Raw genomic sequence first — 19201 nt, 5'->3', positions numbered from 1 at the left:
GGTTGCAGTTACAACTTTTCTACATTGAATTGCATTACTATTTGCTGGCAGAGAAATTATATTCTCCAAGACTACCACCAATACCATTGCTCAAGAAAGCTGAAAAAGATCCTCCGATTCGCAGGGTAGAACCGGTTTGTGAGAGATTACCTTGATAGTACTGATAAGGAAAGTTACTAGAAGACTTACGCACAAAAGCAATACGTCCCGAACTAGGGCAATAAAAGCCTTCAATCGCATTCCCAAAGATGCTTCCAGAGATGGGTTTGCAGTTGAGAGCGCTTGCAGGTTGGATGATAACAAGAGAGCCAGAACTTTGATTTCCTACTACAGACCAAGTGCCAGCCACGCTTGTCGGCCAGCCATCAGCATCAGCTGAACTTACCCATGAAAATGTTCCACAAAAAACAGCAATAGCTGTATATGTTTTTAAATTATTCTTCATAATTTATCATCGAAAAATTATACAATGGGTTTTATATTATGTAGCAAACAAAATATCATCAAGGACGTAATAATTACTATTAATTTTACAAAAAAATACGAAAATTTACCCAGGTTATAATTATTCGGAAGAAGAATTTTTTATTGTCCTTCAATACAAATAGCTGACATGAGAGCCAAAATTGAAAACAAAATACTTTTTATCCACCACGAAGATTTGCCAGAGTTTAAAAAGGGTGGTTCGGTAGTAAGAAACTCTTATTTTTGGGCATTACGTTCAATAGCTGGTCAAGCTTCACGTTATCGTGATTGGGAATACGAACCGGAGGTTTGGCTAGCGCTTTCACGAATGCTTTTATCGTTTGCTGAATCAGGGTATTTGGGTATTAGAGAAACTTTATTAGAGTTTCCCTTATCTCAAGGAGAAATTCCTAATTTGCTGCGAGATGTTTCCACTTGGGAGTAGGGATGTATATGTCATTTTTGTTAACAAACCTTCGCCAGCTTTTGGTTAAAAATGATTAAGATTAGAGATATCAAGCGATCGCCAGAAATATTTGTATCTTTTAATTTGTAATCATCCCTATTGAAATATCTCTTCTACATAAATGCGTAGCTGCTGATTGCAGGGGGCGAGCGATCGCTTTTTTGCATTCAAAAATTTTGTCATCATATTGAACTAGCAGTCTCCCTAGCAGTTTCTCGCAGTCGCTCCACATCGCGCATCGGTGGCGCACCAAAGAGCCGCTTGTACTCTCGGTTGAAGTGCGAAGCATCGTCATAACCCACGCGGTAGGCAGCACTGCTAGCATCAAGGTTTTCCCCCAGCATCAGACGGCGAGCTTCCTGGAGCCGCAGTTGCTTCTGGAACTGCAAGGGACTCATGGCAGTGACAGACTTGAAGTGATGGTGAAAGCCCGACACACTCATTCCCATCTCTCGGGCGATGCTTTCAATCTTGATCGGTTCGTTAAAGTCTTTACGAAGTCGCTCGACGGCTCTGGCGATGTGGTAGGTGTAGCCACCGAGAACTGCAATATGGCGGAGCCGATTACCTTGCTCTCCCATCAGGAGTCGGTAAATGATTTCCCGCTTAATCAGTGGTGCGAGAACATGAGCTTCAGCTGGGGAATCTAAAAGCCTGACGAGCCGCACCACAGCGTCCAACAGATTTGCATTCAATGGACTTACATCAATTGCTTTCACATCAACACGGCTGCGTGATGAGGGATACCCTGCCTCGACCATCACTGAGCTAACGAGGGTGGGGTCGAGATCGAGGCGAAGACTAAGGTACGGTTGCGCCTTGGACGCTTCCAGAATTTGGCTGATAATTGGCAGTTCGACCGTAGCAAGCAGATAATGCATCGGATCGTACTGATAGCGATCGCTACCCAAAAGAACTTCTTTGCTGCCCTGAGCGATCGCACAAAAGGCAGGGATAGAAACACTATGAACGCATTCCGAAGGTGAGGAGGAGCGGTTGAAGTGCAAACCTTTGAGCGGCTCAATTGTCCCATCATGACGAATAGCCTGGGCAATCCGTTCAGTCAGTTCGTCTCTGTTGGCTTGCGCTCTGTTTGCCTCGCGCTTTGCCTGCGGGTCGTTCATTAAATCGCGATCGGACTTTTCACTCGTTTTGGCAGCGTTCATTTCTAAATTTGCAGGATTGTACAACGATCTTAGACGATCGTTTTATTGCTTGTCCTCCAAAATGCCTAAGATAAAGCTAAAGCAATCAAAAACGATTCCGGCTTCTTGCAAGCCTCTGGATTTTTATTCAATAAAAAACTCAGTTTTAATTGGGTAAGGGACTCACCTACTGACAACCAAAACGGCATCAAGGCTAACCTTGCTTCTTAAAAAATCCATCCCTATTGATAGAGAAGCGATAAATGCTCAATTTCTACGATTGGGACAGCCACCGAAATGGCATCAAATGAAGGAATTAAGAAATGGACATCAAAAAAAGTGGCTCACAGCCATCCGCTAAAGGATCGGCTGAGTATTTTACCGGCACTGTCCGCATTGACCCCCTGTTCCAAGCAAACGATCCAGCACGCACGTCTGGAGCCAGTGTCACGTTTGAGCCAGGTGCTAGGACAGCATGGCACACTCACCCGTTAGGACAAACCCTGATCGTCACGGCTGGCTGCGGTTTCGTACAACGCTGGGGCGGAGCGATCGAGCAAATTCGACCGGGGGATGTGGTCTGGTTTGAGCCAGGTGAAAAGCATTGGCATGGCGCTACGGCAACCACAGCGATGACGCACATTGCCATTCAGGAAGCGCTCGACGGTAAGCCTGTGGATTGGCTAGAGCAGGTCAGCGATGAGCAGTATCCCAATTGACCTCTATCTCCGAGATTTCTAAGAGTCGATATCTACGTCCTTGGTTCCACGATATAACAATCGATTATGGAAATTCCAATAAAGACTTTCCTAATGGGCAACACGCAAAGGAGTAAAAATGACAACAAACGAGAATGAAAGCTACAGAGGAAAGGTTGCGTTTGTGACCGGAGCAGCGAACGGCATCGGTCGAGCTACGGCGCTGGCGTTTGCCCGTGAGGGCGCTAACGTGGTGGTTGCTGATGTTTCAGAACAGGGCAATCAAGAAACGGCACGCACGATCGAAGAACTGGGGGGACAAGCGATCGCCGTCAAGTGCGACGTGACGCGGGCTGAGGACGTGAAGGCGGCTCTGGACAAGACCGTTAAGGCTTTCGGGCGGCTGGACTTCGCCTTCAACAACGCGGGCATCGAACCGAGGAAGGCAGCTCCGACTGCGGAGTACGAAGAGGAGGAGTGGAACCGGATTATCGACATCAACCTCCGCGGCGTTTTCCTGTGCATGAAGCATGAGATCCCACCGATCCTCAAGCAGGGAGGCGGCGCGATCGTCAACACATCTTCGGGCGCGGGAATCATCGGCATCAAGGGCAGCCCCGCATACACCGCCGCGAAACATGGCGTAATCGGACTGACCAAGGCGGCGGCCCTCGACTACGCCGCGCAGAATATCCGCGTCAACGCCGTCTGTCCTGGCTACATCGACACCCCGATGATGGGTCGCTTCACTGGCGGCACGCACGAAGGGCGCGCGAAGGTGATTGCCCAAGAGCCGATCGGGCGGATGGGCAAACCTGAGGAGATCGCTGCGGCCGTCCTCTGGCTGTGCTCGGACGCAGCTGCCTTCATCGTTGGGCACGCTATGGTCATCGACGGCGGCCAAACGGTGCAGTGATGTTCGTCGCCAACCCGCTCAAACCCTAAACGTACAACAACAAAGTATTATCGCCACCTTCACCGCCAACGGTGATGACTCATATCACCACTCAGGAGGTACTCGACGACAAGCCTATGGACTGGATGGAAAAGGTCAGCGACAAACAGATTCAAGACCGAGTAGATATCTTCTAAATTGGAGCATCAATTTATGTACAACGCCAAAGCTTACTCCGCAGTCAGTGCGACTGCACCGCTCGCTTCCGACACCATCGAGCGACGCGATCCAAGCGATCGTGACGTACAGATCGAAATTCTCTTCTGTGGCATCTGCCACTCCGATCTCCATTCAGTGCGTAACGAGTGGAGCGAATTCATGCCCACGAACTACCCGATTGTCCCCGGTCATGAGATTGTCGGTCGTGTTACCCAAGTCGGCTCGGCAGTTACCAAGTATAAGCCCGGCGACCTCGCGGCAGTCGGTTGCTTGGTCGATTCGGATGGTACCTGTCCTAATTGCAAAGCTGGACTTGAGAATTTCTGCCCGAATCAGATCCTCACCTTCAACTCTCCAGACAAGCACCTTGGAGGTGTTACCTACGGCGGCTACTCCGATAGTATTGTTGTTGATGAACGCTTCGTGCTGCGCGTTCCCTCCAACCTCGATCTCGCCGGGGCTGCACCGCTTCTTTGCGCTGGAATCACAACCTATTCACCCATGCGTCACTGGGGCGTCACTGAGGGCAAGAAAGTTGGCGTGGTCGGTCTTGGGGGGCTGGGACACATGGGCGTGAAGTTTGCCCGTGCGTTTGGTGCCCACGTTGTCGTCTTCACCACCTCACCCGACAAGACGGAAGACGCGCTCCGCCTGGGTGCCGATGAAGTGGTCGTCTCCCGCAATGCCGAAGAGATGCAGAAACACGCTGGTAGCTTCGATTTCATCCTCGACACCGTTTCCGCCAAGCATGACATCAACGCTTATCTCAACTTGCTCCACCTCGATGGCAATCTCACCCTAGTCGGCGCTTCCCCGATTCCCCTGGATGTTTCAGCATTTAGCCTGATTATGGCCCGCCGCAATCTCTCTGGCTCAAACATCGGTGGCATTCCCGAAACCCAAGAGATGCTCGACTTTTGCGGCGAACATAACATCACCGCAGATGTCGAAGTTATCCCTATCCAAAAGGTCAACCAAGCCTACGATCGCCTGCTCAAGTCTGATGTGAAATATCGCTTTGTGATTGATATGGCATCCCTGAAATCTGAATAACCAAGGCATTAGCGCAAATTTCAGCAGAAGGCGATTGACTCGTGAAGAATATGTTCTTTAATTCCTTTAATTCAAAGACAGGAGTGCAAAAAATGCAAAAGCGCCAACTTGGAAATAGTAATCTGGAAGTCTCGGCGATCGGGCTGGGCTGTATGGGAATGAGTTTTTCTTATGGTCCGCCCAAAGACATACAGGAGATGACCGCCCTTCTGGGGGCTGCCGTCGATCGCGGCATTACATTCTTTGACACCGCCGAAGTCTACGGCCCATTCCTAAACGAAGAACTGGTGGGTGAAGCCCTAGCTCCCTTCCGCGACCAAGTGGTTATCGCCACCAAATTTGGATTTGACATCAGTCCGAATTCCGATCCCCGTGGGATGAAGGGTTCACCCGGACTGAATAGCCGACCGGAGCATATTAAGGAAGTCGTGGAGGGTTCGCTCAAGCGACTCAAGGTGGAAGCAATCGACTTGCTCTATCAGCACCGAGTTGACCCGGACGTGCCGATCGAAGATGTGGCAGGAGCGGTAAAAGAACTGATTCAGGAGGGTAAAGTGAAGCACTTTGGACTCTCGGAAGCTGGAGTGCAAACAATTCGTCGCGCCCACGCCGTTCAGCCCGTCGCAGCTCTCCAGAGCGAGTACTCGCTGTGGTGGAGAAAGCCTGAAGCGGAAGTGATACCGACCCTAGAAGAACTTGGCATCGGCTTTGTCCCCTACAGCCCGTTAGGCAAGGGCTTTCTCACGGGCAAGATCGACGAAAGCACCACCTTCGACAGTTCCGACTTCCGCAGCACCCTGCCTCGCTTCACTAAGGAGGCTCTCAAGGCGAATCAAGCCCTGATCGATCTGCTCGGCAGCATCGCCGAACAAAAGCAAGCGACGCCTGCTCAAATTGCGATCGCCTGGCTCCTTGCCCAGAAGCCGTGGATTGTTCCGATTCCAGGCACTACAAAGCTGCATCGCTTGGACGAAAACATCGGGGCAGTCTCAGTCGAACTCACACCCGACGATCTGCGTGACATCGATGATGCCGCCTCCAAGATCGAGGTGCAAGGCGCTCGGTATCCCGAAAAGCTGGAGCAATTGACCGGTCGTTAAACTGGCACTAACTTAACGTGAGTCTCCAACGGAGGCGCACCTGCGGGAAGGGCGAAAGAAACAAGTCAAATCCTCTTCCCCTCTGCCTTCTGCCTCCAGCAAGAACTGCCTTGTTTCTTAGGAGTTCGACGAACCTCTCCCGGACAGCCTCCTTCTTTGAAACCCAAAGGCAGGAGCAATGAAAAATTCAGCTTTTGCTCCCCTCTCCGTGTCGGAGAGGGGTTGGGGGAGAGGTCAAATAATACTTGTCGAACTCACGTTTTGTTAGTGCGATTCGATACTGATACCTGCGCAACTAGCGCTTGTGATGATTTCGCATAGATTTATGAATCTTCTTCCATCGTTCTTTCTCAGCTAATTGCGCCCTTTGGTCTTGTTTGCGGTTAAGGTAGTCGAGTTCTTTTTGTAACTTTTGGTAGCTAAGAAACCTAGAATAATCAAGTTCTCCCTCAGCCAAAGCCTGCTGCACAACACAACCCGGTTCGTTATGATGCTGACAATTGCGGAAATGGCATTCTTGCGCCAAAGTTTCGATGTCTGCAAAAGTTTCTTGCAAACCTTCATCACCTGCCCAAATTTGGATTTCTCGCATTCCTGGAGTATCGATAATTAATCCGCCAGTAGAGAGCAAAATCAACTCACGATTAGTTGTTGTGTGTCTACCTCGGTCATCACCTTGCCGTACTGGTTGCACAACTTGGACTGATGCGCCTTGCAGTTGGTTGGTGATGGTGGATTTACCAACACCAGAAGACCCCAACAAAGCAACTGTCTGTCCTGGTTGCAAGTAAGGTTTTAAGGCATCCAATCCTTGATGATTGGTGGCACTTAAAACTGCAATTGGTACACCCAAAGCAACTGCTTCTATTTGGGTTAAATACTCTTCCAGAGAATTGCACAAATCTGCTTTATTTAACACAATTACCGGATTTGCACCACTTTCCCAAGCCAGAATCAGATAACGCTCAACTCTTCTTGGGTTAAAATCGCCATCCAATCCTGAGACTAAGAAGACTGTATCAATATTTGCTGCAACAATTTGTTCTTCTGTTTTACTACCCACCGTCTTGCGAGAAAATTTGCTTTTCCTGGGTAAAATCTCGTTGATAGTGGCTCGTCCTTCAGATTCTCTGACACTAATCGCAACCCAATCTCCAACGGCGGGAAAATCTTGTGGTTGAGAAGCACGATGCCGCAATTTACCTGAAACTTCTGCTGAAAGTTCCCCTTGTTCGCTATAGAGGGTGTAAGTATTTCTGTATTCAATAGCAACCCTACCAACGCTAAATCCTTGTAAGCGATAGGGTTCAAAGCTGCGAGCAAAAAAGTCACTCCAGCCTAAATAATCCAAATTCATTGATGTTTCCTCGATGTGTGCTACTTGTTTTGCACAAGGTTCCACAGAGGAAGACACTTCTATGCAGGAAAACTCCCCACACCAGAATGTCTGTGAATTCTAGTTTTCATTCCTGTAGAAAAGAGGACTGAACAGAATCTCTGCGCCTTGCGTTCTTTGAGTTGTGATGGTCAAAGTAACCCGGACTGCTAGCAACTGTGTCATAGTTCGTCCTCCTTATGTACTACAGTAAATAATCTCCATTATTACATTAGCTTATTCCAGAAAATTCGTTTAAATTATCCAATTTTAACCACGATGTAGAGACGCGATTTATCGCGTCTTGATTTATCGCGTCTTGAAAGACCAATGCACAAATTTGCACATTATAAAAACAATTTTGGTAAAAAATATCTGCTCATTTTTCACCAACTTCTAGCAAAAGAAAGAGTTTGAGGGTGAGTATCTCTGTAATCATGAATGCGGACAAGTGTTTACCTCCTAAATAACTGATATGCCGCAATATTTCGGAAAATTACCCACCACAAACCAAGCTTGGACAACTGTTAGCAATGTAAAAGCTGTAACCTGGGAAAATAATATTGTTAATTTTGACTGTGGCAACTCACATCTGACTATTAGCGTACTTACTCCAAATTTAATCCGCGTGCGTTTCGCACCAACTGGAGAATTTATGCCTCGCCGCTCTTGGGCAGTGACGCCAGATGATGCAGAATGGGCAATAACACCTTTTGCAGTCCGGGAAACTGAAGCAACAATCGAAATTGAAACAGCACAGATTCGTGTGTGCGTTCAGCGAGAAAAATGTCGCATCGCCTGTTTTGACAAAGCTAATCGTCCCTTCGCCCAAGATGCGGATATGGGGATGGGTTGGCGGATGGGTGCAGTTGCAGGGTGGAAGGAAATTGCAGCCGATGAACATTTCTATGGCTTTGGCGAACGTACAGGCTTTCTGGATAAACTCAGCGAAGTGAAAACTAACTGGACAACGGATGCCTTAGATTATGATTCACTCACTGATGAAATGTACCAGGCAATTCCATTTTTTATGGCTTTGCGTCCGCAGGTAAGCTATGGCATCTTTTTCAACACCACTTTTTGGAGTCAGTTCGATATCGGTGCTGAACAACCAGGTATTTGGAAGATGGAAACTCGTGGCGGTGAATTGGATTATTACATTATCTACGGCCCTGAACCAGCCCAAATCCTGGAGACTTACACTCAGCTAACTGGGAGAATGCCATTACCGCCGAAATGGGCGCTAGGTTATCATCAATGCCGTTGGAGTTACGAATCAGAAAACGTTGTGCGAGAACTAGCGCGAGAATTTCGTCAGCGCCGCATTCCCTGCGATGTTATTCACTTGGATATTGACTATATGCGGGGCTATCGAGTATTTACTTGGAGTCCTCAACGCTTTGCCAACGCGGCAAAACTGATTAGTGATTTAGCAAAGGATGGTTTCAAAACAGTCACAATTATCGATCCTGGTGTGAAGTATGAACCAGAAGGTAATTATCATGTTTTTGACCAAGGCATAGAAAACGACTATTTTGTGCGTAAAGCTGATGGTACGTTGTTCCACGGCTATGTCTGGCCTGAAAAAGCTGTTTTTCCTGATTTTTTACGTCCTGATGTGAGTAACTGGTGGGCTGATTTACACAAAAGCCTAACTGATATTGGTGTGGCAGGAATTTGGAATGATATGAATGAACCTGCCATAAACGATCGCCCTTTCGGCGATGATGGGGAAAAGATTTGGTTTCCTCTAGATGCGCCGCAGGGGGGAGAAGGGGACAAGGGGACAAGGGGACAAGGGGACAAGGGAGATATCCCTGCATCTTCTTCGACTCATACAGAAGTACATAATTTGTATGGGTTGATGATGGCTAAAGCTTCTTATGAAGGGTTGCAACGGCATCGAGGTTCACAGCGATCTTTTGTGTTAACGCGATCGGGTTATGCTGGTGTGCAACGCTGGTCTTCTGTGTGGATGGGAGATAACCAATCGTTGTGGGAGCATTTAGAAATGTCTCTGCCGATGCTTTGTAATATGGGACTTTCGGGTGTGGGGTTTGTGGGTTGCGATATTGGCGGGTTTGCTGGTAACGCCACTGCTGAATTATTCGCTCGTTGGATGCAGGTAGGAATGCTTTACCCATTGATGCGCGGTCACTCGGCAATGTCTACTGCTCGTCATGAACCTTGGGTATTTGGCGATCGCGTTGAAAATATCTGTCGAGAATACATTAATCTACGTTACCAACTACTTCCCTATATTTACAGTCTTTTCTGGGAAGCGGCAATGACGGGCGCACCGATTTTAAGACCGTTATTGTATCATTTCCCCAACGATCCGAAAACCTATAGCCTCTACGATCAAGTATTGCTAGGTGCATCGCTGATGGCTGCACCAATTTACCGCCCTGGAGTTGAGCATCGAGCTGTCTACTTACCCGCTGGCACTTGGTATGATTGGTGGAGTGGCGATCGCTATGAAGGCCCGATTCACATTCTTGCTCATGCACCATTAGAAACAATGCCACTGTATGTCCGTAGCGGTGCGATCGTCCCGATGCAACCTGTCAGCCAATACGTTGATGAATCGCCACTCAACCAGATTCGGTTACGAGTTTGGCCTGGTAACAACGAATATCAGTTATTTGAAGATGATGGACAGACAAGCAAGTATCAAGATAATAACCACTCAATAACTAACATCCGTGTATTTACCCAGGCCAGCCAAACAGTAGTGGAAATTGCAGCAAGAGTTGGAAAGTGGGCACCTCCAACACGCGAAGCGATCGTAGAGCTTGTTGGTGTTGGAGAGCAACGCTTTCAAGATGACGGTAAGCCACATAGCCTGCAATTCTGAAATACTTGTAAAGGTGGTTTTTGAGCCACCATTATTTCCTACTCTAGCGAAAATATGCATAGAGGTAGATGAAAAATCAGCTAAAGTGTAATCTACAATACAAAGAACCTCAATGATTAGCTCGTGAGAAATACGTAAATTTACCACGCTAGATAGATGCGGTTAGAGAACACTCAATGTTAAATATTAACCGCTTGCGACTGCAAGATAGATTTAAAATTTCTACAAATGCACTTGTGGCAAGAGTCGCAAGTGCGATCGCTGTTTTTGTTGGTAGCTTGGTATTAGTTGGCTGGTGTCTTGGAATTGAAGTTCTCAAACGCGGCTTTCCTGGTAGTCCTGCCACGATGAAAGTCAACACGGCGCTTTGTTTTGTGTTGTGTGGTGTGTCGCTGTGGCTATTTTTAAAAGAGGAGCAGGGGAGCAGGGGAGCAGGGGAGCAGGGGAGCAGGGGAGCAGGGGGGCAGGGGAGCAGGGGGGAAAGAAGAATTCAAAATTACCCGCATAGTTCCACAGCCTTCTTGCCCGTACTTACTCTTCTCATCTCTCAAGTCTGTGCAATAGCTGTCACCATAATTGCGGCGCTCACCCTCTGTGAATATCTGTTTGGCTGGAATCTGGGCATTGATGAGATGGTGTTCCGTGATTCGCAAACTAGTATAGCGACATTGCATCCGGGGCGAATGGGGGCGAACACAGGACTGAACTTTATCCTGGTCAGTGTTGCCCTACAGATTCTGATTCATCTAAAAACCCACCGCAGTTATTGGTATGCCCAAATTATTGCTCTGATTGCTACTTTAATTTCCTTTCAAGCGCTAATGGGCTATGCCTACCAAGTGAAAGTTCTTTATGGACTCGCCCCTTATACAACATCAATGGCGTTACACACAGCGGTGTTGTTCCTCTTACTAAGTATGGGTATTCTGTGGGTGCGGGCAGAACATGGCTTAATGAGGGTAGTTACAAGTGATAGTTACGGCGGCTTACTTGCACGTCGTTTACTAGTTGCCGCGATCGCAGTACCTTTTATATTGGGATGGGTAATTGTTGAAGGTCAACGGGCAGGACAATACGATCCAGCATTTGCAGTATCGGTGTTTGCGATCGTTTTGATTGTAATTTTTACTATTTTGATTTGGCAAAGTGCCAGGGTTATTGAACGCCTCAGCAATCAACGCGACCTTGCCCAAGAAGCACTGAGAACCTACGAAGCTAAACTGGGGAGTTTTGTAGATGCTAATGTCATCGGTATTCTGTTTAGCGATGTGTATGGCGGTATCCAGCAGGCAAACGACGAATTCTTGAGGATGATTGGTTACGCGCGCGAGGATTTGTTAACTGGTAAGTTAAGTTGGCGCAATCTCACACCACCAGAGTATTTATATTTAGACGAGCGAGGTATCGCTGAAGCCCAAGGAAACACCAACGCTGCTTGTACGCCCTACGAGAAAGAATTTATTCGCAAGGATGGTAGCCGTATCCCGATTTTAGTTGGTTACGTGCTGCTAGGAGAAAACCGCGAAGAGTCAGTAGCCTTTATCCTTGATTTGAGCGAACGCAAACAAGCAGAAGCAGAACAACAAAAATTAGCATTGCTAGTAGAAAATAGCTCTGACTTTATCGGCATTGCCACCCTTGAGGGTCAATTACTCTACATAAATGATGCAGGTCAAAAGTTGGTAGGGTTTGCCCTTAATGAAGTGAGGCAAAAAGCAGTATTAGATTACTTCATGCCCAAAGACAAAGCCTATTTTCAAGAATATATACTGCCGACTGTACTATCAGAAGGGCGCTGGCAGGGAGAATTCTGCTTTCGGCATCTCCAAACAGGTCAACCGATACCAGTTGATTACAACGTCTTCACTGTTATAGATAACAAAACAGGTCAGCCAATTGCTTTAGCAACTGTGACTCGTGACATCAGCAACCAAAAGCAGACCGAGGAACAAATATTACAGCTAAACAAGAATCTACAGCGCCGCATTACTGAATTACAAACTTTGTTGGAGGTAATTCCTATTGGAATAGGCATTGCCGAAGATCCAAAATGCCAAAATATTAAGGTCAACCCTGCTTTTGCCAAGCAGTTGGGGATATCGTCAAATACAAATGCTTCCCTTACCGCTCCCTTGGATGAAAAACCGACAAGCTTTAAAGTGTACCGCGAGGGAAGGGAACTGTCAACAGAAGAACTCCCAATGCAGTACTCTGCTGCTCATGGTGTCGAAGTTCTGGATTATGAACTTGATGTGGTTCATGAAAATGGCAAAATCGTCAAGCTGTTAGAGTACGTTGCACCCCTGTTTGACGAAGAGGGTAAAACCAGAGGAAGCGTTGGTGCATTTTTAGATATTACGGAGCGCAAACAGGCAGAAGAAGTACTTTTAAATCAGCAAAAATGGCTAGAGGATGTGTTAAATATGATGCCAAGACCGTTGCTGTTTATCGAACCAGGAACGGCGCGGGTAACTTTTGCCAATCGCTCTGCTGACGAATTAGCTGGGGGCGAATTTCCCAAAGGTATACCCGCCGAAGATTATCACAGAGTTTACTACTATACAGATGCCGCTGGCGATCGCATTCCCAATGAACTGATGCCAGGAGTAAGGGTTGCCCGTGGCGAACGCTTGAATGGATTGGAGGTGGACTGGCACACTCCCACTGGTGTGCGCTCTCTACTAGTATTTGCTGATACCTTGCCAGCAATGCACGGTCATCCAGCTACCTGTATCTTGGTGTTCCAAGAAATCAGCAACCTCAAGGATGCACAAAAAGCACTCTCATTAGGTTACAAAAGGTTAAAGCTACTATTTGACACAGCCAACGATTTACTATCGAGTCAGCAACCAGTAGTACTAATCGATACCGTCTACCAAAAACTAAGAGACCAAATTGGTTTAGATGTTTACTTTAACTATTTGGTTGAGGATAACTCTCAGCTAATGCGGCTACAGTCTTACAGTGGCATTTCTCCAGAACTGGCAAACCAAATCGAGTCTTTAGGATTTGGTGAAGCGGTTTGTGGGACTTTCGCTCAAGAGCGTTGTGCAATTGCTCTAGAGAATGTGCAGGAATCAATTGACCCGAAAACAGAATTGATTCGTTCTTTAGGAATTACAGCTTATTATTCATACCCATTAATAGCCCAAGGACGGCTATTGGGTACTCTTTCTTTTGGTAGCCGCACTCGGTTAAGCTTCACCGACAATCAAAAAGGGATGATGCAAGCAGTATGCGACCAAATAGCGATCGCAATGGAACGGGCTAGTTTAATTGCTTCTTTACAACAACAAACTGAGCAGTTACAACAAGCCAACCGGATGAAGGATGAGTTTTTAGGGATATTATCCCACGAATTGCGATCGCCCCTCAATGCCATCCTTGGCTGGGCGCAATTACTGCAACGAAGCAAGCTCAGTGATACCCAAATGGCTAGAGCAACAGAGACAATTGAGCGCAACGCCAAAGCGCAAACCCAGTTAATTGAAGACCTGCTGGATATATCGCGGATGAGTAGAGGCCAGTTACGCCTCAATGTCCGTACTTGTAATTTAGTTCCCATAATTGAGTCGAGCCTAAAGACTGTTAGTTTAGCCGCCCAATCCAAGGAAATCGATTTGAGATTTTCCCTCGTTCCTTCAAAAGAAACGCCAAATTCAGATTGGGAATTAGGAGTTAATCGCGAAAATCTCGAATTTCTAGCAGCACAATCCCAAACTAATCAACATTCAAATAACAGCAAGCCGAGTGAAAATTCTCAATATTTAGTTTCCGGGGATTTCGAGCGCTTGCAACAAATTATCTGGAATCTGCTATCCAATGCCATCAAATTTACACCCGTTGGCGGAAGGGTAGAGTTGCAATTGTCAGTGGTTAGTGGACAAGAGCAACAGACAACGGATAAATATGCCCAAATTCAGGTGATTGATACAGGCATTGGTATCAGTCCTGATTTTCTTCCTTACGTTTTCGATCGCTTTCGTCAAGCTGATAGTTCTAGTACTAGAATCTATGGTGGATTAGGACTAGGATTAGCGATCGTCCGTCATTTAGTAGAATTACATGGCGGTACTGTCCGCGCAGATAGCCCAGGCAAAGAACAAGGAGCGACGTTTACCGTCAAACTACCACTTCTGAAGAATGCCCACCTCGGCTCTTAAGCCATGTTCTGCCCCCACCTCCTGGAGTTTAGTCAGCGACATCAGTATGCCCCACGAGGATGTGAGAACAACAGGGAATTCCAGCCGCAACGTTGACAGATGCCACTACGAAAGATCAATTATTGTAGAGACGGCGATTCATCGCGTCTCTTGCCTTAACCGAACAGTATTAGGACGAACTTAGAAATGGGGCATTGGGGAATATGAATTAAATTCACCCCTATGTCTCCTAGAGAAAGAGGTTCGTTGCCTTATCTATATTTTCATGAATCAAATCGGACTGCGATAATGTCCGAATAATTGAGTCCTGATTTCCATAGTAATTAGCCACTTTTTTACTAAGTGCTTTAATTGAAGTAGCCCCTTCTACTTACCGAGACTCAGCAGGTTGTTGCAGGCGTAATAGGGTATTGTAAACCTGTCTTTTTAAGATAGTATTATTTTGTAGTTCTATAGTAATTTTGTTGAACTGTTCAAATTTTAAACCATTATCTTCGACAATTTTTTGAGCGTGGTTACAGTAGTTGACTGCGATATCTTGAGCCTTCTTTGGAAGACCATTTATGCTATTAGAATCATTGCAAACAATCTGGGGAATTTCTCCATTGCCAATAAGTTTTTTAATTTCTTCAAAAGCATTTTGACGGGCTGGCTCCATTGCTAGCACGGCTTGAGCGTAACTGTCGATTTCAGTATTGTTAACTATTGGTGCTGGAGTTTGAGCGTCAGCTTTAGAACTCAATAAAAAACCGTTAGAAATCAAACTCACAGTCGCGATCGCACCGAAAAATAACGATCGCGAAAGGGTTCGCTTTCGGCTAGTTCGAGAACATGAATCAGAAATTTTCTTCATATAGTGTATGACACGAAACTACATCAGGGATATTATAAGAACTTTGAATTATTTTCAGAGTTGGAAGTTCCAGGAACTGCTCAATACATCAAGCTTTTATATTTGATTGTCAATTTCCTCGGCATACTTGACAAAGTTCGATTACTTTTGTCTGGAGTGTTGACATTTCTGATGCTCCTTGCTTAAGGCTAACCTCTAATTCCAGCAGTAGGGGTAAGCAAGAGATTAACTGTTGCACAGAAAGCAGCTTAATTTCTTGCTGTAAGAAGTAAATTCGTTTGGGATTACCGATGTCAGCGGCAACAGCGATCGCTTGTTGATTCCGTTCCCCACTTTCTATCATAATCTTCACCCACAGCCAGGTGCGAAATTGTCCAATCAGTGTCGCAACTATCCGTAATCCCGGCTCGGAAGCATTGCTCAAATCTGCTAGTGTTGTCAAAGCTTTAGCTGTATCTCCTGTTCTAATTGCTGCTGCTAATTGTAAGCTATTTTGGGTAGTATTTCTTACTAACTTTGTAACAGTATCTGTGTCTAAAGGCTGATTGCTATCTTGGACATATAGCCGTAATTTCTCTAGCTCATTGTAAAGAAGCCGTGTATCATTCCCTACGGCTTCTGCTAACAGATGGGAAGTATTGGCAGTCAGTTTCACCCCTACAGTCTGGGCTGCTTGATTAACAGATTGCACCAGTAATTCTGTTTTCCAAGGTGGGATGAGAGGAAATTCTCGGAATTCGGTAGCAAACTGTTTTAATAATTTCGTGGATTTGAGGCGTTCATCTGGCTTATTGCGGCTGGTGAGCAATAAAAATGAGTTTTCGGGAATGACTCTTAGCGATCGCCCCAATTCTGCCAATACATTCTCTGGACAGTGCTGACACAAAGTAGTGTTTATCAGCCATACCAAACGCCCACCAGCGCCAAAAGTAGGCGTCATCACCTGATTTAACCCCTCGATAGCAGCATCAGCCCGATCTGGGGAGAATGCAGTGTAATTAAAACTTGTCCATTGGGGATCGAGGACGCGATCGCGCAAAAGTGCGATCGCCTTTTCCATCGCAAAATCATCTTCACCCCAGTAAACATAGATTGGCATAGATAAACCTCGTAGTAGATGGGCATTGGGCATTGAGAAGAGACAAGGTAGACAAGGAAGAGGGGGAGAAAAGGGAGAAACTTGTTCAATAATTCACCCTTGTCCCCTTGTCCCCTTGTCCTCCTTGTCCCCTCTCAAAAATTAAATACTTTTGAAATCATTCTGTTAATTAAGATAATTTTCCCTAAAATCTATCAAGTGAGAGCGTGAGGCTATGAAGATTGGACGACAACTATCAAACTTACTTAAATCGGTTAGCAAGACTAACGCTGCCAGAAGCCTACAGATCCCAAGCCCAGCATATTCAGGAATCTTCTAAATTTCAGCTAAATTCTGGGTTGAGACAAGCGGCATCCTTTCCTGGCTATACGCTAATTACCCCGCCGGCAGAAGAAGAATCACACAATTCTGCTTTCTATGCCAAATTACAGACTTATCAACAGGAACTTTTGCAGTTGCCTGTAAACCGTAATTTGATTGTACCTGTACCTCCTGCTAGCTTCCACCTGACTTTAGCGGATTTAATTTGGGACAATGCTTACCTTGATGCCTACGAAAAAAATCCTAAATTTGACGAGGAGTTACACTCTTGTTTAGCTGAAATATTTCAAAAATATCAACAATTGATGACAAACAGAAGTCATCCAATTAAATGGCAAATGCTGGGATTAATACTGATGCCAAGAGCTATAGCCATTTGTTTAGTCCCCCAAGATGAACGCTGTTACGAGGAAATTATTCAATTTCGCCGAACAATTTATCAAAATCCCAAGTTAATTGCCTTGGGTATTGAGCAGCATTATCACTTCACAGCCCATGTTACATTAGCCTATTTTGGGGAGGTTTCATCTGACCTAGACCGGACAAACTTCAGCACTATACTTTCTCAATTGAATGAACAATGGCTGTTGAATTTGCCAGAATTCTCGATCGATCGTGTTGAATTACGAAAGTTTGACAACATGACACGCTATTATCGTGAACCAGACTGGCCAATTTTGGATTTTTAAGTAATTAGTTAGTAGTCAGTAGTTTTCACTCACTGACTACTGACTACTCATTAGTAATTAGCTTAAAATTTAGGTTGTTGATAACCGAGGTAAATTGCTTCTAAAAATACATCAGGCGTAACAGCTTCTGGCAATTTTTCTAAATTAATAATAGCTTTAACTTGCTCGGCTAGCTTTAGAGATAATGAGGTTCTTGCCTTTAACGACATTGCACCGCGTCGCTGTAAATACTCACGAATCACAGCAAAATCATCTGGCATCAATTGCGATAAATCAGCAATTTCGATTAACTGTTCATGAAGTCCTTTTGCCTGTTCCGAAATTGTCAATCTTGCAGATGCAGTTGGTGCTTGGGTTTGAATTACAATTGTGCCAGCAGCCAAATCACCTAAGCGCTTTTCACGGCTACCCAACATAATTAAAAAAGCACCAATAAACAAAGTTTCATCAAAGGGTCGCAGTAAAGCACGTAGCGTTGCTTGTTGTAACCCGATCAATCTACCATCATCTCGAACTACACGAATTTTAGCAAAGCGTTTACCAGGAGTTTCCCCAAACCATAAGGTTTCAAAAAATACAAAATAGCCGATGTAAATTGCAAAGGCGATAATGAAGAAAATTGCTAACAACCAAATATCTAAACTTGTTAAATTTTTAAAATAATATTCAACAAAATTTAACAACTGTGTCGAGAAGACACTCCAAGTAAGGACAAACAGAAGCAAAGTTACACCCAACACTGTATAGTCAATCAGGAGTGCCAAAACTCGATTACCGATTCCCGCTAGAGTGAATTCCAACTCTACACTTTCTGGAGTCTGGAATGTGATGCGATTAAAAAAGCGCATATTTTAACTAATTCAAAATTAATAGAGTTGGATTAAAATGTTGAGTTAACGAAAATCTTGCGAGGGAGGTTCTCGTAATTGCAAACCTAGACCTTCACGCCGACTACGCAAGTCCAAGTATAAAACAGCTTTTAGTGCTTGCCAGAATGGCATGACTAAAACTCCACCGATCAAGCTGCCAATCACAGAAATAATATACACAATCGAGTAAATAGCAGTACCAGGCTCAAGTTTAATTAGGAATAAGCTAGGTATATAGTTTAATACAAACACCAACGGCATTGTAACGATAAAACCAACTAAAACAATGCCTTGAATGCGAAAGACTGAGGCTTTAGTTAGCTCCCAACTTCTGGCAACACTTTCGCCACCATTGATATTTTCCTCAACTGCTAAGGGCACTTCAGCTACTATCCAACGAGAGTAGAACCAGGTTAGTCCTAACAATATAATGCCTGCCGTTACAATTATTACCAATGTGGTTATGACTATAACGCCTGAAGTACCTAATATTCCTCCTAATGCTATTCCGATCAAGCTAGCTACTACACCGCCTACGATCGCTAATCCAATATAAATTATCAGTAAAGATATACCTACTTGGAAAGCAACTCTTAAAAATGACCAAAGACGTGGATTAATATGGCTTCTGGCAGTTTGAACACCTTCAGGCTGGTAAATCAATTCTCCAAAAGCCAAGCGTGAAATTAGTCCAGAGATGGCTGCATATTTTGCCCAACCATACACAGGAACCAGAACCCACAAGTGCGCGATCGCAGCTAGGTTAAGATAAGTCTTCAAATGAGAACGATACAACCGTACCGCAGCACTGACAACGTTACCGATACTCAGTGGTTGTATCTGGCCGGAAGATCCAAAGTTTTCAGACATAATGCTAAATTTCCCTTGAAATTACGGAGATCAATTTGAGGCTATCTTAAGCTAAGTTAAACTC

Annotated in this window: 15 protein-coding genes; 8 read left to right on the top strand and 7 right to left on the bottom strand. The window is 45.4% G+C overall.

Annotated features, from left to right (window positions below; all coding sequences use genetic code 11):
• Window positions 1–37: 37 nt before the first annotated feature.
• On the bottom strand, window positions 38–445 hold the full coding sequence (locus ACR5KR_RS32290) for a hypothetical protein (protein WP_448269360.1): 408 nt from the start codon (window positions 443–445) through the stop codon (window positions 38–40).
• Window positions 446–613: 168 nt separating this feature from the next.
• Here ACR5KR_RS32290 and ACR5KR_RS32285 point away from each other — a divergent pair, with 168 nt between their 5' ends.
• Window positions 614–910: a hypothetical protein gene (locus ACR5KR_RS32285; protein WP_322669940.1), complete on the top strand. Its 297-nt coding sequence runs from the start codon at window positions 614–616 to the stop codon at window positions 908–910.
• A gap of 203 nt (window positions 911–1113) precedes the next feature.
• Here the strand turns inward: ACR5KR_RS32285 and ACR5KR_RS32280 are convergent, their stop codons facing one another.
• Complete coding sequence (locus ACR5KR_RS32280) at window positions 1114–2097, bottom strand: AraC family transcriptional regulator (protein ID WP_448269358.1); 984 nt, start codon at window positions 2095–2097, stop codon at window positions 1114–1116.
• 302 nt (window positions 2098–2399) lie between these two features.
• On the opposite strand from ACR5KR_RS32280, the gene ACR5KR_RS32275 reads away from it, so the two are divergent.
• The 4 genes from ACR5KR_RS32275 to ACR5KR_RS32260 all read left to right on the top strand — a co-directional run bounded on the left by ACR5KR_RS32275 (window position 2400) and on the right by ACR5KR_RS32260 (window position 6041).
• Entirely contained in the window at window positions 2400–2795 is a 396-nt protein-coding gene (locus ACR5KR_RS32275; RefSeq protein WP_445629246.1) for a (R)-mandelonitrile lyase, read from the top strand.
• A gap of 118 nt (window positions 2796–2913) precedes the next feature.
• Window positions 2914–3690: an SDR family oxidoreductase gene (locus ACR5KR_RS32270; protein WP_448269356.1), complete on the top strand. Its 777-nt coding sequence runs from the start codon at window positions 2914–2916 to the stop codon at window positions 3688–3690.
• 192 nt (window positions 3691–3882) lie between these two features.
• Complete coding sequence (locus tag ACR5KR_RS32265) at window positions 3883–4941, top strand: NAD(P)-dependent alcohol dehydrogenase (RefSeq protein ID WP_445629244.1); 1059 nt, start codon at window positions 3883–3885, stop codon at window positions 4939–4941.
• A gap of 92 nt (window positions 4942–5033) precedes the next feature.
• Window positions 5034–6041, top strand: a complete 1008-nt coding sequence (locus ACR5KR_RS32260) for an aldo/keto reductase (protein WP_448269354.1) — start codon at window positions 5034–5036, stop codon at window positions 6039–6041.
• Between the two features lie 295 nt (window positions 6042–6336).
• Here ACR5KR_RS32260 and rsgA read toward each other — a convergent pair whose 3' ends face one another.
• Window positions 6337–7398, bottom strand: coding sequence for a ribosome small subunit-dependent GTPase A (gene rsgA, locus ACR5KR_RS32255; RefSeq protein WP_448269352.1), 1062 nt, complete (start codon window positions 7396–7398; stop codon window positions 6337–6339).
• 493 nt (window positions 7399–7891) lie between these two features.
• Between rsgA and ACR5KR_RS32250 the strand changes: the two genes are divergently transcribed.
• Together ACR5KR_RS32250 and ACR5KR_RS32245 are read left to right on the top strand one after the other, a co-directional pair.
• Entirely contained in the window at window positions 7892–10273 is a 2382-nt protein-coding gene (locus tag ACR5KR_RS32250; protein ID WP_448269350.1) for a glycoside hydrolase family 31 protein, read from the top strand.
• 176 nt (window positions 10274–10449) lie between these two features.
• Window positions 10450–14436 (top strand): PAS domain S-box protein, encoded by a 3987-nt coding sequence (locus tag ACR5KR_RS32245; protein WP_448269348.1) that lies wholly within the window; start codon window positions 10450–10452, stop codon window positions 14434–14436.
• A gap of 370 nt (window positions 14437–14806) precedes the next feature.
• Here the strand turns inward: ACR5KR_RS32245 and ACR5KR_RS32240 are convergent, their stop codons facing one another.
• Window positions 14807–15289, bottom strand: coding sequence for a DUF4168 domain-containing protein (locus tag ACR5KR_RS32240; protein WP_445629239.1), 483 nt, complete (start codon window positions 15287–15289; stop codon window positions 14807–14809).
• Between the two features lie 109 nt (window positions 15290–15398).
• On the bottom strand, window positions 15399–16388 hold the full coding sequence (gene holA, locus ACR5KR_RS32235) for a DNA polymerase III subunit delta (RefSeq protein WP_448269347.1): 990 nt from the start codon (window positions 16386–16388) through the stop codon (window positions 15399–15401).
• A 221-nt stretch (window positions 16389–16609) separates the two neighbouring features.
• Between holA and ACR5KR_RS32230 the strand changes: the two genes are divergently transcribed.
• Window positions 16610–17398, top strand: coding sequence for a DUF1868 domain-containing protein (locus tag ACR5KR_RS32230; RefSeq protein WP_448269345.1), 789 nt, complete (start codon window positions 16610–16612; stop codon window positions 17396–17398).
• Window positions 17399–17460: 62 nt separating this feature from the next.
• Here ACR5KR_RS32230 and ACR5KR_RS32225 read toward each other — a convergent pair whose 3' ends face one another.
• Window positions 17461–18246, bottom strand: a complete 786-nt coding sequence (locus ACR5KR_RS32225; protein ID WP_448269344.1) for an RDD family protein — start codon at window positions 18244–18246, stop codon at window positions 17461–17463.
• A gap of 45 nt (window positions 18247–18291) precedes the next feature.
• Window positions 18292–19137: a hypothetical protein gene (locus tag ACR5KR_RS32220; RefSeq protein ID WP_445629235.1), complete on the bottom strand. Its 846-nt coding sequence runs from the start codon at window positions 19135–19137 to the stop codon at window positions 18292–18294.
• Between the last annotated feature and the right edge of the window lie 64 nt (window positions 19138–19201).

It is taken from the genome of Nostoc sp. DSM 114159 (assembly GCF_053470285.1).
The sequence above is the reverse complement of the archived record's forward strand: the minus strand, read 5'-3'. Positions and strand labels throughout refer to the sequence as shown.